Source organism: Spongiactinospora sp. 9N601 (genome assembly GCF_044326295.1).
In the GTDB taxonomy this organism is placed as follows: domain Bacteria; phylum Actinomycetota; class Actinomycetes; order Streptosporangiales; family Streptosporangiaceae; genus Spongiactinospora; species Spongiactinospora gelatinilytica.
The window spans coordinates 89,852-104,138 of the sequence record NZ_JBIRBB010000003.1 but is presented as its reverse complement, the minus strand read 5'-3'; the positions used below and the strand labels follow the sequence as shown (position 1 = coordinate 104,138).

Annotated in this window: 13 protein-coding genes; 8 read left to right on the top strand and 5 right to left on the bottom strand. The window is 70.5% G+C overall.

All coding sequences use genetic code 11. The features are described 5' to 3' along the window. Nucleotides 1-198 precede the first annotated feature (198 nt). Nucleotides 199-1,731, top strand: coding sequence for a long-chain fatty acid--CoA ligase (locus ACH34R_RS07500; RefSeq protein WP_397560552.1), 1,533 nt, complete (start codon nucleotides 199-201; stop codon nucleotides 1,729-1,731). Between the two features lie 75 nt (nucleotides 1,732-1,806). Here the strand turns inward: ACH34R_RS07500 and ACH34R_RS07495 are convergent, their stop codons facing one another. The 3 genes from ACH34R_RS07495 to ACH34R_RS07485 all read right to left on the bottom strand — a co-directional run bounded on the left by ACH34R_RS07495 (nucleotide 1,807) and on the right by ACH34R_RS07485 (nucleotide 6,293). Further along, nucleotides 1,807-3,066, bottom strand: coding sequence for a class I SAM-dependent methyltransferase (locus ACH34R_RS07495; RefSeq protein WP_397560551.1), 1,260 nt, complete (start codon nucleotides 3,064-3,066; stop codon nucleotides 1,807-1,809). A 13-nt stretch (nucleotides 3,067-3,079) separates the two neighbouring features. Beyond that, nucleotides 3,080-4,456, bottom strand: a complete 1,377-nt coding sequence (locus ACH34R_RS07490) for an FAD-binding oxidoreductase (protein WP_397560550.1) — start codon at nucleotides 4,454-4,456, stop codon at nucleotides 3,080-3,082. A 247-nt stretch (nucleotides 4,457-4,703) separates the two neighbouring features. After that, nucleotides 4,704-6,293, bottom strand: coding sequence for a protein kinase (locus ACH34R_RS07485; protein ID WP_397560549.1), 1,590 nt, complete (start codon nucleotides 6,291-6,293; stop codon nucleotides 4,704-4,706). Nucleotides 6,294-6,424: 131 nt separating this feature from the next. Between ACH34R_RS07485 and ACH34R_RS07480 the strand changes: the two genes are divergently transcribed. The 3 genes from ACH34R_RS07480 (at nucleotide 6,425) to ACH34R_RS07470 (ending at nucleotide 8,400) form a co-directional block, all read left to right on the top strand. Continuing rightward, nucleotides 6,425-7,558, top strand: coding sequence for a CaiB/BaiF CoA transferase family protein (locus ACH34R_RS07480; protein WP_397560548.1), 1,134 nt, complete (start codon nucleotides 6,425-6,427; stop codon nucleotides 7,556-7,558). A gap of 63 nt (nucleotides 7,559-7,621) precedes the next feature. Next, nucleotides 7,622-7,873 carry a helix-turn-helix transcriptional regulator gene (locus tag ACH34R_RS07475; protein ID WP_113981087.1) on the top strand — a complete coding sequence of 84 codons (252 nt, stop codon included), beginning with the start codon at nucleotides 7,622-7,624 and terminating at the stop codon, nucleotides 7,871-7,873. A gap of 2 nt (nucleotides 7,874-7,875) precedes the next feature. After that, nucleotides 7,876-8,400, top strand: a complete 525-nt coding sequence (locus tag ACH34R_RS07470; protein WP_397560547.1) for a hypothetical protein — start codon at nucleotides 7,876-7,878, stop codon at nucleotides 8,398-8,400. Between the two features lie 16 nt (nucleotides 8,401-8,416). On the opposite strand, the gene ACH34R_RS07465 is transcribed toward ACH34R_RS07470, so the two are convergent. Continuing rightward, nucleotides 8,417-8,887: a GyrI-like domain-containing protein gene (locus ACH34R_RS07465; RefSeq protein WP_397560546.1), complete on the bottom strand. Its 471-nt coding sequence runs from the start codon at nucleotides 8,885-8,887 to the stop codon at nucleotides 8,417-8,419. A gap of 168 nt (nucleotides 8,888-9,055) precedes the next feature. Here ACH34R_RS07465 and ACH34R_RS07460 point away from each other — a divergent pair, with 168 nt between their 5' ends. The 3 genes from ACH34R_RS07460 to ACH34R_RS07450 all read left to right on the top strand — a co-directional run bounded on the left by ACH34R_RS07460 (nucleotide 9,056) and on the right by ACH34R_RS07450 (nucleotide 12,839). Then, nucleotides 9,056-10,495 carry a GuaB1 family IMP dehydrogenase-related protein gene (locus ACH34R_RS07460; RefSeq protein ID WP_397560545.1) on the top strand — a complete coding sequence of 480 codons (1,440 nt, stop codon included), beginning with the start codon at nucleotides 9,056-9,058 and terminating at the stop codon, nucleotides 10,493-10,495. A 69-nt stretch (nucleotides 10,496-10,564) separates the two neighbouring features. After that, on the top strand, nucleotides 10,565-11,290 hold the full coding sequence (locus tag ACH34R_RS07455) for a general stress protein (protein WP_397560544.1): 726 nt from the start codon (nucleotides 10,565-10,567) through the stop codon (nucleotides 11,288-11,290). 22 nt (nucleotides 11,291-11,312) lie between these two features. Further along, nucleotides 11,313-12,839 (top strand): ATP-dependent DNA ligase, encoded by a 1,527-nt coding sequence (locus tag ACH34R_RS07450; protein ID WP_397560543.1) that lies wholly within the window; start codon nucleotides 11,313-11,315, stop codon nucleotides 12,837-12,839. A 13-nt stretch (nucleotides 12,840-12,852) separates the two neighbouring features. Here ACH34R_RS07450 and ACH34R_RS07445 read toward each other — a convergent pair whose 3' ends face one another. Further along, nucleotides 12,853-13,395, bottom strand: a complete 543-nt coding sequence (locus ACH34R_RS07445) for a DUF1707 and DUF4870 domain-containing protein (protein ID WP_397560542.1) — start codon at nucleotides 13,393-13,395, stop codon at nucleotides 12,853-12,855. 543 nt (nucleotides 13,396-13,938) lie between these two features. On the opposite strand from ACH34R_RS07445, the gene ACH34R_RS07440 reads away from it, so the two are divergent. After that, the gene (locus tag ACH34R_RS07440; RefSeq protein ID WP_111172243.1) at nucleotides 13,939-14,277 is read left to right on the top strand and encodes a hypothetical protein; all 339 of its coding nucleotides are present in this window, start codon (nucleotides 13,939-13,941) and stop codon (nucleotides 14,275-14,277) included. Nucleotides 14,278-14,287 lie beyond the last annotated feature (10 nt).

The window sequence follows — 14,287 nt, the reverse complement described above, 5'->3', positions numbered from 1 at the left end:
CTGTGATCAGCCGAAACAGCACCGCCGGGTGAGCGACCTGACACCTGCTTACTCCCCGTCGGCCGCCGCGTCCACGAAATCGGCGGACCTGCCAATAAACCGCGGTTTGCTTTGTAATCGGGCGCACCTACCGCGTGGTATGCCGTTTTGTCACTATGAACGCATGCCCGCCGCTCCGGCTCAGGAGGATGACCGCCCATGCTCAACCTCGCCACCGTACTGGAGGACAGCACGCGCGACGTGCCCGGCCGGACCGCCGTGGTCTACGGCGACCTGCGCCTGCCGTACTCGATGATCGACTCCGTCGCGTGCCAGGTCGCCGGCCTGCTCACCGCCAGGGGCATCGGCCGCGGCGACAGGGTGGCCCTCGCCTGTCCCAACGTGCCCTATTTCCCGTTCGTCTACTTCGGCATCCTCAAGGCCGGCGCCACGGTGGTGCCGCTGAACATCCTGCTCCAGCCGGGCGAGATCGCCTATCACCTCAACGACTCCGGGGCCAGGGCGCTGTTCTGCTTCGAGGGCACTCCCGAGCTGCCGCTCGGCGAACGCGGCCGGGCCGGCTTCGAGGCGTCCTCGGCTGAGCTGTTCATCGTGCTCCCGGCGACCCCGCGGGCCACCGGCTCCCCCTACGGCGAGACGCTGTGGGCGGCGCTGGACGGCGTGCCGGCCACGTACTCCACCGCGCAGACGAGCGCCGACGACACCGCGGTCATCCTCTACACCAGCGGCACCACCGGACACCCCAAGGGCGCCGAGCTGAGCCACCAGAACATGCTCATGAACGCGATCGTCTCCGACGAGATGCACCTGCGCAGCGAGCAGGGCGACGTCTACCTGACCTCGCTGCCGCTGTTCCACTCCTTCGGCCAGACCGTGCTGATGAACGCGGGGTTCCGGCGCAGGGCCACCCTGGTGCTCCAGCCCCGCTTCGAGCCGGCCGCCGCCCTGGGCCTGATGCGCGAGGAGGGCGTCACGCTGTTCGCGGGCGTGCCGACGATGTACTGGGCGATGCTCGCCGAGGTCCACGCCCGCGGCGGCCCGGTGCCCACCACGCTGCACACCGCCGTCTCCGGTGGCTCGGCCGCGCCGCTGGAGGTGCTGAAGGACTTCGGCGAGACGTTCGGGATCGGCATCCTGGAGGGATACGGCCTGTCCGAGACCTCCCCGGTGGCCTGTTTCAACCAACGCGGCAAGCCGAACAAGCCGGGCTCCGTCGGCACCCCCGTGTGGGGGGTGGAGATGAAACTGGTGGACCCCGAGTGGAACACCGTCGAGGGCGAGGGCCCCGGCGAGGTCGCCGTGCGCGGGCACAACGTGATGAAGGGCTACCACGGCCGGGCGGCCGAGACCGCGGAGGTGCTGCGGGACGGATGGCTGCGCACCGGCGACATCGCCACCCGCGACTCCGAGGGCTACTACTTCATCGTGGACCGTGCCAAGGACATGATCATCCGTAGCGGGTTCAACGTCTACCCGCGCGAGGTGGAGGAGGTCCTGATGGGCCATGACGCCGTGTCGCTGGCCGCCGTGGTGGGGGTGCCGGACGAGGCGCACGGCGAGGAGGTCAAGGCGTACGTCATCAGGAAGCCGGGGGCGGAGATCGGCGAGCGGGAGCTGATCGCCTGGGCCCGGGAGCGGATGGCCGCCTACAAGTATCCGCGGCTGGTGGAGTTCCGCGACGCGCTGCCGATGACGGCCACCGGCAAGATCCTCAAGCGCGAGCTGCGCTGAACGCCGCGGAGAACGACGGAACGCCCGGCCCCGCTAGAGGGGCCGGGCGTCACCGGGAAAGCCGCCAAGGAGCCGTCAGGGCCAGTTGCGGCCCGGCCGCAGCGGCACGTGGGCGACCCCGTCGCGGTCCAGCTTGGTCGCGAGGATCTGGTGCAACTGGACCTTGTTGCGCTCGAAGCCCACGACCGAGCCGGCCATGTAGAGCCGCCACACGCGGGCCGTGCCCGCGCCGACCTCCGCGACCGCCTCGTCCCAGTGCTCGTCCAGGTTGGCGCACCACTTCTGGAGGGTCTTCGCGTAGTGCTCGCGCAGATTCTCCTCGTGGCGGATCTCGTAGCCGATGTCCTCCATCTGGCGGATCAGGTGGCCCACCGACTCCAGCTCGCCGTCGGGGAAGACGTAGCGGTTGATGAACCCGCCCTTGTTGATCGACTTCTCGATGCCGGTCGGCCGGGTGATGCAGTGGTTCAGCAGCCGCCCGCCCGGCTTGAGCCGGTCGTACAGGAACTTGAAGTAGAAGGGCAGGTTGTCCTTGCCGATGTGCTCGGTGAGGCCGATGGAGCTGACCCGGTCGAAGCCCGTCTCGGCCACGTCGCGGTAGTCCATGTGCCGGACCTCGGCCAGTTCGCCGAGCCCCGCCTCGGCGATCGCCTTCTGCGCCCATTCGGCCTGCTGGCGGGACAGCGTCACGCCGAGGCCCTTGACGCCGTAGTGCTTGGCCGCGTGCATGACCATGCCGCCCCAGCCGCAGCCCACGTCCAGCAGGCGCATGCCCGGCTGGAGGTCGAGCTTCTTGGCCACCAGGTCGAACTTGGTGAACTGGGCCTCCTCAAGCGAGGAGTCCTCCTCTGGGAACACCGCGCAGGTGTAGGCCATGGATGGCCCGAGCACCCACTCGTAGAACCGGTTGGAGACGTCGTAGTGGTGGTGAATGGCCTCCGCGTCGCGCTTTTTGGCATGCCTGCTGCCCAGCCGGGCCAGCATGCTCTTGCGCATCTCCTGCTTCGGCGGCGGGACCCGCATCAGCAGCGGCTTCATGCCGAGCGACCGGACCGCCGCGATCTTCTCGCGGGCGGGCATGTCGTTGAGGGTGAGCGACCACATGCGGTCCAGCAGGGTGTACATGTCACCCCGCAGGTCGATGTGGCCGGAGACGTACGCCCTGGCCAGCCCCAGTTCGCCGGGCGCCTGGGCGAGATACGCCACCGCAATCGGCGTCTTCACCTCGATCTTGAGGTCAGCGCCGTCCGGGCCCGCCTTGCTGCCGTCGTACGCGCTGAAGGCCACGCCGGCATCGGTCCCGACAACTTTCTCGAAGATCTGTGCTAGTGACACAGAAGCAACCTCCTTAACGCCCCCGTACACATTTGTCGTAGAGGTCGAGCAACCGGCCACCCGGGTCGTATGCCCGCTTGACCGGCCAGTAGGCATCTCCGTTGTAGAGGCGCCAGAACTCGTCCCGGGGGTAGAACGACGTCGAGTACAGGGACTTGTGGCCGTCGAGATCGTGCACGGCGTTCTCGATGAGCCGGTTGTGATAACCGTCGAACTGCCCTCTGGGCAGCGGCACGGTGCCCCAGAACCCGAAATTCAGATACAGCCGCCCCTGCTCCAGCGGGTAGAGCGGCCAGTCGCCGGACGCCTTGAGCGGGCACATCCACACCGGCGTCATGCCGACCTTCTTGTGGAAGAAGTCCAGGAACTCCGCGCCCCGCTCGATGGGCACCTCGATGTCCTGGATGACCGACTCCTGCGGGGGGTTGCCACGCCAGCGGTCATAGCGGGCCAGCAGGCCGTACTTCCGGTCCAGCCCGACCAGCCTGCGGTAGACGTCGGAGCGCATCCAGCGGCGCGGCATGAGCGAGCGCACCAGCGGGCGCTGCACGCCGAAGGCGCGCGAGCACCAGAACCAGTCGGTGTCCCAGCGCCACAGGTAGTCGCGCACGGTGAGCCAGTCACGCGTGCGGGTCTGGATCGACCGGTAGTAGATCCGCATCCCGGTGTAGTCCGAGACGTACGGCGCGCGGTCGGCGAACCGGCCGAGCGTGATGTACAGCTCGCCCGGCCCGAAGAAGACGCCGTCCACGAAGTCGACCGGCTCCCCCTCGTGCTCGCGGCTCTCGCAGATCTCCCGCATGGCCAGCAGGCACTTGTCGGCGTCGTTGAACGGGATGTGGGTGAGCTTGACGTACGGCGAGACCGGCTTGAGCTTGATCCTGATGCGCAGGGCGTAGCCGAGCGTGCCGTAGGAGTTGGGGAAGGCGCGGAACAGGTCGGCGTGCTCGTTGTCCTCGCGGGCCACGATGATGCGCCCGTCGCCGGTGAGGATCTCCAGTTCCTCCACCGACTCGTGCGGCAGGCCGTCGCGGAAGCTGGTCGACTCGATGCCGAGCCCGGTCACCGCCCCGCCGAGCGTGATCGTCTTGAGTTGCGGCACGACGTACGGCATCAGCCCGTGCGGCAGCGTGGCGTCCACCAGGTTCTCGTACGTGGTCATGCCCTGCACCTCGGCGGTGCGGGCGACCGGATCCACCTGGATCACCTGGTCGAGGTCGCGGGCGGACAGCTTGGCGGCCCGCGAGCCGCCCCCGGCCTCGCGAAACCTGAACAGGTTGGTCGTGGCCTTGGACAGCCGTGGCGCGGAGTCGTCGGGGATGGCGGCGTAGGACTCCTTGATCTGCTCGACGGCCCGCTGGTGCGCCAGCATCTGTCCTGTATCGCGCATGGAACGTCCCGGCATGACACCACCCCCAGATTTCCAGAGACGGAGATCGTCCCCTGGCACGCTATATCCAGAAAAGTCGGCAGACCAGCCTCGACGTGCTAAGCGCCGGAAAACTCGGTATCGCCGGTCGGCTCTGGTCCTTACTGCTCCCACATGTGCGAAACGAGCGAAACTCTACCCCTGACTGATCCGATCGCCACGCACGACCCCCCGGAGGAATCCCCTCGCGTCCCTCTGGCCACCACTGTCACCTGGGCCGACGCGTCCCCATCGCCCCCGCGGCTTCGCTCGCCGCGAACGACCGGAACACCTCTTCCCGCAGCCTGCGGCGCTTGCCCCACTCGCGGGAGGTCATCGTCCACTCCAGCACGTAGGCGGTGCCGTCCACCACGACCGCGCGGCGCAGCTCGTGGTATATCCGCCCGGGCGCCACCCACGGCGCCCGGCTCGCGTCCCCGCTCGTCCAGGTGAACTCCCACTCGGCCGCCCGGCCCTCGGGGACGGCGACACCGCCCCTGCGTAACGTCGTCACCTCCCGCGCGTAGGGGGTGAGCAGCCGTTCCGCGGCGCGCAGGATCTGCGCGGGATCACCGCCTGCGCTCTTCCGCATCTCCACGCCGAGGTGCGCCTTGCCGTCCCTGCGCAGCCACTCGGCGTGGCCGCCCTCGCGCGAGCCACGCCAGCCGCGCGGGAAGGCGATGGACCAGCCCGCCGGGGAGGTCCAGATCGGCAGCGGGCGGCGGGCCCGCGCGTGCGGGGGGTGGGGCGTCGCGCTCTGCCGCCCGACCGGCCCGGCCGAGCTCGTGGGGGCCGCGGTGGTGGCGGCCACCGGGCGCGGCCCCGTGGAGGTGGCCGCGTCGGCCGCGGGCCCGCGCCCGCGCGGCAGCCCGTTCCAGGCGACCACGGCGCCCGCCGCCAGCACGACGGCCGCGACCCCGGCGGCCAGCGCGACCTTGCTACGCGGCCTGGGCTCTCGCGGCGGCGGGCCCGTCACGCGGTCGCGGGCCCGCTGGGCCGCCTGGATGTCGGCGAGCATGCGGTCGGCCTGCTCGGCGGTGAGCCTGCGCGCGGGATCGCGCTCCAGCAGGCCGCGCAGCACCGCGTGGAAGATCTTGGGGATGCGGCCGTAGACGGCCTCCTCGGTGAGGATGGCGTTCAGCGTCTCCATGGTGTCGGCGCGCTCGAAGGGCGAGTGGCCCATCAGCCCGGCGTACAGGGTGGCGCCGAACGACCACAGGTCCGAGGCGGCCCCGCCGATCCCGCCACTGGCCCGCTCGGGGGCCAGGAAGCTCGGCGAGCCGGCCACCATGCCGGTCTGGGTGAGCGAGCTGTCGCCCTCCGCGGTGGCCACTCCGAAGTCGGTGAGCACCGCCCGGCCGTCCTCGGTCACCAGGATGTTGCTCGGCTTCACGTCGCGGTGCAGCACCCCGGCCTGGTGGGCCGCGGTGAGCGCGGACAGGATCTGCCTGCCGATGTCGGACAGCAGGCGCACCGGGACCGGCCCGGTCAGGCGCACGATCTCGTCCAGGGGCTGCGCGTCGACCAGTTCCATGATGATCCACGGCCGGCCGTCCTCCTCGACCACGTCGTAGATCTGGACGATGCCGGGATGGTTGAGCCGGGCCGCGGTGCGCGCCTCGCGGGTCGTACGCAGCAGGTGACGTTCGCGCTCGACCGGGGGGAGCCCCGGGGGCAGCACGACCTCCTTGATCGCGATAGGCCGGTTCAGGAGCGTGTCGTAGCCATGCCAGACCACGCCCATGCCGCCCTGACCCAATGCGCTGGACAGCCGGTAACGTCGGGCGATCAACCGTTCGCCGTCGTCCGGTGACGCCATGTCAGATTCCGCCCTTTGATCCCATTTTGGTCGTCGAAAAGTTTCCCATATTCAGTCGTACTCGCGCGGGCAAGCGCGTGTGTTGCGCGCCACGACCGAATCTTGTTCCACTTGACCCCCAAGGAGGAACGATGACCCAATCCAATGTGTCGGCCCCGCTGTCCGGTGTCAGAGTGCTGGAACTCGCGGGCCTCGCGCCCGGGCCCTTCGCCGGGATGATGCTGGCCGACCACGGCGCCGAGGTCCTGCGCGTCGACCGGGCCGACGTCGTACGTCGGGCCGGCGACCGCCCCCGCCCCGAGGTGATGGACCGCGGCAAGCGGACGATCGGCCTGGACCTGAAGTCCCCAGAAGGGGTCACCGCCTTCCGCGAGCTGGCCAGGGAGGCCGACGTCGTCATCGAGGTGTTCCGGCCGGGCGTGGCCGAACGGCTCGGGATCGGCCCGGACGACCTGCGCCCGGTCAACGAGCGGCTGATCTACGGCCGGATGACCGGCTGGGGCCAGGAGGGGCCGCTCGCGCCCACCGCGGGGCACGACATCGGCTACGTCGCCGCCTCCGGCGTGCTCTCCCTGCTCGGGCGGGCCGGGGAGCGGCCGACGCCGCCGATCAACCTGCTCGGCGACTTCGCGGGCGGCGGCCTGATGCTCGCCTACGGCGTGCTGCTCGCGCTGTTCGAGCGGGAGCGCACCGGCCGGGGCAAGGTCATCGACGCGGCCATGGTGGACGGCGCCGCCCTGCTGGCCGCGATGTTCTTCCACCAGATCCACGCCGGGACGTGGGGGCCGCGCGGCACGAACCTGCTCGACACGGGCGCGCCGATGTACGACACCTACGAGACCGCAGACGGGCAGTACGTCGCGGTGGGGGCCCTGGAGCCGCGGTTCTGGGAGGAACTGGTGGCCGGGCTGGGCCTGACCGGGCTGCCCGACAGGGACGAGCCGGCGAACTGGCCGGCGCTGCGCGAGCGGCTGGCCGACGCGTTCCGGGGAAGGACGCGGGCGGAGTGGGCGGAGGTGTTCGCGGGCACGGACGCGTGCGTCTTTCCGGTGCTGTCCGTCGCCGAGGCCGCAGAGCACCCGCACAACAAGGCGCGCGGCACGTTCGGCCGGGTGAACGGCGTACTCCAGCCCGCGCCGGCCCCTCGCCTGCTGGACGCCCCACAGGCGGCCCTCTCCCCCGCCACCAGGCTCACGGACCTGGCCTCCTGGGGGCTGCCCGCCGCGACCGAGGCGGAACTCCGGGAGAAGGGCGTTCTGGCCTGACATAGCAGTCCTTGTCAGGAATGTAGTAGGTGTACTACATTCCTTAGTATCAGTGCTGCATCGATGGAGGGCTGCGCGGTGTCGCAGGAGAACATCCACAACCGGATCGCGGTGCTGCGAGCGGAGCGCGGCGTCTCCAGGAAGGACCTGGCGGGCGCGCTCGGCGTGCATTACCAGACCATCGGCTACCTGGAGCGCGGGGAGTACAGCCCCAGCCTGCACCTCGCGCTGCGGATAGCCGAGTTCTTCGAGGTTCCGGTCGAGGTGGCGTTCTCGCTTCGGCCGTTCCCCCGGCTGGGCGAGGAAGGGAGATGACGATGAGGATTCAGGAGTGGTGGCGCCACCGTCAGGCCGAGGTGATGCAACAGGACGTCGCGCCGTCGTGGTACGCCACCAGAACGCGCCGGCACGCACTCGTCGGCGCGCACGGCGTCGCGCTCGCCCTGCTGTGGACGGCCGCCGTGCTCTGGCTGTTCTCCATGGAGGGCGGCGGCCGGGTGGGCACGGTGCTCATCGTGGCCGGGCTGGCGCTCGCCATCCCCACGATCTCCCTGCTCAACCTGGCCACCCGGGGCACCACCGCGCTGGCCGAGGAGAGCCTGGACGAACGCCAGCTCGCCGACCGGATGCGGGCGATGGCGACGGCCCACCGCGGCACCATGATCATGCTGGCGATCGTCGGCGCGGGGGCCCTGGTCACCGGCCTCATCGCCGGGCGCGAGCTGTCGCTGCCGGTCACAGGCGTCCTTCAGCTCACCATCGCCACCGGCCTGACGCACATGATGCTGCCGCTGCTGGTGTCGGCGTGGCAGTTGCCCGACCCGCCCGCCGAGGACGCCTGACCTCCCGGGGCCGGCCTCACCCCTGCCGGGGCGGCAGGATCGCGATGTAGAGGTCGGCCCCCTCGGGGTGGTGGACCTCCAGATCGGTGGTGAACGCGCGGGGCGGGGTCGCGCCCGATTCGGTGTGCTTCCACACCCGCTGCCAGCACTCCACCAGCGCCCCCGGCATCTGCCCACGGGCCTCCAGCTTCATCGCGGCGGCCTTGGGCACCCGCACCGCGACCATCCCCTCGGGCAGGGCGGCAGCGCTGCGCACGGCCACGCCGACCACCTGGGTGTAGGGGCCGTTGTGATCGCTTTGGTAGTCGGTGAGGACGGCGTAGAGATTCTCGTCGACCTTCCCCGGTACGTGCGCGAACGCCCCAGGGGCCCCGGCCCGGGCCCAAAGGGCGGGAAGCCGCGCCCGGGTAGGGTCCATCTCGTCGGCATTGGCCGTTCGCACGGCGAAGCCGACGACCAGGACCTCTGGCCGGTCAACGATGTTCACTGCGCCTCCCTCTAACGCTGTGCCATCCACATTAGATCGCGCCGTCAATGTAGCCCCTCCAGGCGCAAATGGATCCTAAGCGGTGATGATCCCTCCCCATCCCCGGCTGCCGGCCCAGGATTCGGGGAACACCCAATCGTGATGATTCGCCACGTAGAATGGATTTACGTGAAGTTCCTGAACGACATGCGGCCGGCATTCGACCTGACCTACAGCGACGTCTTCATGGCGCCGGCGCGCTCATCGGTCGGTTCCCGGCTCGAAGTCGACCTTTCCACCCATGATGGCACCGGCACCACCATCCCCGTCATCGTGGCCAACATGACCGCGGTCGCCGGGCGGCGGATGGCCGAGACCGTGGCCAGACGCGGCGGGCTCGCGGTCATCCCCCAGGACATCCCCATCGACGTCGTGGCCGAGGTCGTCGATTGGGTGAAGGCCCGGCACCTCGTCCACGACACGCCCATCACCCTCACCCCGCACGACACCGTCGGCGAGGCGCTGAACCTGCTGCCCAAGCGGGCGCACGGCGCGGTCATCATCGTGGACTGGGACAACCGCCCGGTCGGCGTGGTCACCGAGGCCGACTGCCAGGGCGTGGACATGTACACCCAGCTCTCGCAGGTCATGTCGGCCTCGCTGCTGACCCTGCCCGCCGGGCTCGAACCACGGCGGGCCTTCGAGATGCTGCACGAGGGACGGCACAGGCTCGCCCCCGTCGTGGACGCCGACGGCCGCCTGGTGGGCATCCTGACCCGCACAGGGGCGCTGCGGGCGACCCTCTACCAGCCCGCCCTGGACGCGTCCGGGCGGCTGCGGATCGGCGCGGCGGTGGGCGTCAACGGCGACGTGACGGCCAAGGCCAAGGAACTGCTGGAGGCGGGCGTCGACTGCCTGGTTGTGGACACCGCGCACGGGCACCAGGAGAAGATGCTGTCGGCGCTGCGGGCCGTACGGGGGCTCGGGCCGGACGTGCCGGTCGCGGCCGGCAACGTGGTCACCGCCGAGGGCGTCCGTGACCTGGTCGACGCCGGGGCCGACATCGTCAAGGTGGGCGTGGGCCCGGGTGCGATGTGCACCACGCGGATGATGACCGGCGTGGGCCGGCCGCAGTTCTCCGCGGTGCTCGAATGCGCCGCCGAGGCGCGCAGGCTGGGCCGGCACGTGTGGGCGGACGGCGGCGTGCGCCACCCCCGCGACGTGGCGCTCGCATTGGCCGCGGGCGCGGCGAACGTGATGATCGGCTCGTGGTTCGCCGGGACGTACGAGTCGCCGGGAGACGCCCGCACGGACGCCGACGGGCGCAGGTACAAGGAGAACTTCGGGATGGCCTCGGCGCGGGCGGTACGGCTGCGCACCGCCGACGACACGCCGTTCGAGCGGGCCCGCAAGGCGCTGTTCGAGGAGGGCATCTCCACCTCGCGGATGTACCTGGACCCGGCGCGCCCGAGTGTGGAGGACCAGATCGACGCCATCGTGGCCGGGCTGCGCTCGGCGTGCACCTACGCGGGCGCGGTGGACCTGGAGGAGTTCCACCGCCGCGCGGTGATCGGCATCCAGGGGTCCTCCGGCTACACGGAGGGCATGCCGCTGCACCAGAGCTGGTAGGAATATCCGGCCGGTGCGGGGTAGGGCGAGCCGGGTGGGCACGTCGGCTTCCTGAAAGGCAGACCTACCATGACCGCACCATCCGTCGGCCGGGACACCGTCGCCGTCGACCGGAGGCTCCTGGTCAGTTATGAGCACTACGCGTCCGCGCAACGAACCGTGGACGCCCTGTCGGACGCGGGTTTCCCCGTGGAGCACCTGTCCATCGTCGGTTCGGACCTTCGGCTGGAGGAGATCGTCACCGGCCGGGTCACCAACCCCAAGGCCGCGCTCGCCGGGGCGGGCAGCGGCGTGCTCTTCGGCGCGATCGTCGGGCTGTTCCTCGGCCTGTTCACCACCACGACCGGCTCCTTCATCGCGCTGGTCCTCTGGGCGGCGCTGTGGGGCGCGGTCCTCGGGGCGGCCTTCGGCTTCGTCAACCACGCCTTCCAGCGCGGCAAGCGCGACTTCGCCTCGCGCAACGCGATCGTCGCGGGCCGCTACGACGTGATGGTGGACGCCGAGCACCTCGAACGCGCCCGCGCCATGACGCCGCCGTCCTCCCCCGGGTACCCCGGCGCGCCCGATCACACCGGACAGGGCGACACCGTCGCCATGGAGACCCCGCCCACCGCGGGGACCTTCGGCCCGGGCGAGACCGGCGTCCAGGAGGGCGGCCCGGTACCTCCGCCGCGCACCGAAGGGCCGCAGGGCACGGACCGCCCGGTCGGCGACCACCCGCGGTTCCGCCACCCGGACGACGAGGGCACGACGGAGATCGGACAGGAAGAGCAGCCTCAGCGGCGTCAGTGGTGACTCGTAGGGCACCATTGACGGTGTGTTGCTGATCGATGTGGCGCGGGTGTCCGAAGAGGTGAGCCGGACCTCCTCGCGGCTGGGCAAGATCGGCCACCTGGCCGAACTACTCGGCCGGGTGCGGAGCGACGAGGCCGAGCTCGCCATCGCCTACCTGTACGGCGAGCTGCCGCAGCGCCAGATCGGCGTGGGCTGGCGCAGCCTCCAGGACCTTCCCGCGCCGCGTCAGATCGCCACCATGACCCTCACCCGCGTGAACGACCTGTTCGACGAGATCAAACGGCAGGGCGGGGCCGGATCCCAGGCTGCCCGCAAGGCGCTGGTCGGCGAACTGTTCGGCGGGCTGACCCAGCAGGAGCAGGCGTTCCTGATCCGGCTGCTGAGCGGCGAACTGCGCCAGGGCGCCCTGGAGGGCGCCATGATCGAGGCGGTCGCCAAGGCGTCGGGCGCGCCGTCCGCCGAGGTGCGCAGGGCGCTCACGCTGCGTGGCTGGCTGCCCGCCGTCGGCGCGGCTGCGCTCGCGGGCGGGGTGGAGGCGCTGCGCGGTTTCCACGTGGAGGTGGGCCGCCCGGTGGCGCCGATGCTGGCGCAGAGCGCCCCCAGCGTGGCGGCGGCGCTCGCCAAGGTGGGCGAGCCCGCCGCGCTGGAATGGAAGATCGACGGGATTCGCGTCCAGGCGCATCGCGCGGGCGAGACGGTGGCGGCGTTCACGCGCACGCTCGACGACATCACCGCGCAGGTTCCCGAGCTGGTGGAGGCGGTACGGGCGCTGCCGCACGACGACCTGATCCTGGACGGCGAGGTGATCGCGCTGCGGGCGGACGGGCGGCCGGAGCCGTTCCAGGTCACGGCGTCGCGGGTGGCCAGCCGGGTCGACGTGGCCAAGATGCGCGCCAAGACGCCGCTCAGCGTGTTCTTCTTCGACGCGCTGCGGGTGGCGGGACGCGATCTGCTCGACCTCACCGACGCCGAACGGCACGACGCGCTGCGCGCCGCCGTACCGGACAACCTGCTCATCCCCCGCCTGACGACCGGCGACGTCCCGGAGGCCGAGGCGTTCTTCGCGGAGGTGGTGCGGCGCGGGCACGAGGGCGTGGTGGTCAAGTCGCCGAAGACGCCGTACGCGGCGGGCCGGCGTGGCGCGGGATGGATCAAGGTCAAGCCCCGGCACACGCTCGACCTTGTGGTGCTGGCCGTGGAGTGGGGGCACGGGCGGCGCGAGGGCAGGTTGTCCAACCTGCACCTCGGCGCGCGCGACCCGGAGACCGGCGGGTTCGTCATGCTCGGCAAGACCTTCAAGGGGCTGACCGACCAGTTGCTGGCCTGGCAGACCGAGCGGTTCCTGGCGCTGGCCGACGGGCCGACGGACGGCTGGACGGTGAAGGTCCGGCCCGAGCAGGTCGTCGAGATCGCCTTCGACGCGGTGCAGACCTCCTCGCGCTACCCGGGCGGGATGGCGCTGCGGTTCGCGCGAGTGCTGCGGTACCGGGAGGACAAGCGGGCGGAGGAGGCCGACACGGTGGAGACCGTGCGCTCGCTGATGTTCTAGCGTCCCGGCGGGGTCACTTGACCAGGCGCAGGGACAGCGGGTAGCGGAACCGGCCGTCGCCGAGCGCCGAGACCCCGCCCATGATGCCCGCCACCAGCCCGCCGATCCACAGCAGCGGCACCAGGACCAGGCCGACGACGGTGATGGACAGCAGGATGGTCGCGCCCAGCAGCGTGAGGTGGAAGTTCAGCGCCTCGACGGCCTGCGCGCGGACGTAAGGGGACGTCCTTCCCATGGCCAGCAGCATGATCAGCGGACCGACCACGGACAGGCCGATGAACGGCAGGAAGTGCGCCGCGGCGGCGGCCGGGCGATCGTCGGAGGTGCGCGGGTACGGCGGCGCGGGGTGGGGGTGGGGGTGGCGCGGCGGGTAGGGCATCGGCGGTGGGGGCGGGGGCGTGCCGAACAGGTCGCTCATGATCCCCATGAGGTCGGCGTGGATCTGGGCGTTCATCGCGCGGTCCACCCGCTCGTCGAACTCCTGCTTGTCCAGCCTGCCCTCCGTGTAGGCGGCCTTGAGGTGCTCCACCACCTGCTCACGGTCCTGGTTGCTCACCCGCAAGTGCGTGTGCTGCGGCGGCGGGCCCTGCCAGTAGGGCGCCGAGGGTGGTGTTGCCGATGCCATGATCGAAATGCCCTTCTCTCAACGTCGCCGCCTTGTCCGGTACCTCTATCTTGGGTCACCACATGTCCGGATACATCAGTGGTAACCCCTAGCGATCCCCGACTTGGGGGGCGCCGGGCTAGGGGATCGCGGGGCGGGGGGCGCGGGCTCGATTTCGGGCATGGGTGATCGAGCCGTTACGCCATGGAATCGTTAATTGAACGAATCCGCTCGGGGCGCATATCCGCATCTCCGCGGGCGGGCGCCTATCAAGGGGTATTCGGGTCACCGCGATGAACGGCTCTGGCCACGGTCCTGAACTCCTACAGCGGGGCGTCCGGCCGTACCGTGACCACCGGTTCCCCTGCGGCGGTGTGATTTCGGGGTAAGCGTGGATGCCGAATTATCCGCCTGGAGCAAGTACACCACACTGGAGAAATCCCCTAAGATTCCCGAGACTCAGCGGGAACGCGTCCGGAGAGGTATACAGGGAACATGAGATGGCGGGACCGATACGGGCTGCGCAAGCGCCGCGGTCAACGGCTGGCCAAGTTCGACCGGGAGGCTACGGATGCCGACATCGAGGCATTGATCGAGTTCGCCAAGAGCAGGCGTGGCGTCGAGTTCTACGTCGAGCCTGAGACGTTCGCGACCGACACCACCGCGGTCGCCGTCGCCGACGACGGCGAATGGACACGGCGACGGGTGGGCTCCCCCGCCGTCATCCACAAGGTGGCGCGCAACCTGGCTCTGCCGGTCTACGACGTCCAGCTCACCGGCTACCCCCCACGCATGCGCGCCTACAACGAGCGCCGCAAACAAGCCGAAGGCTGACCCGCCGCCG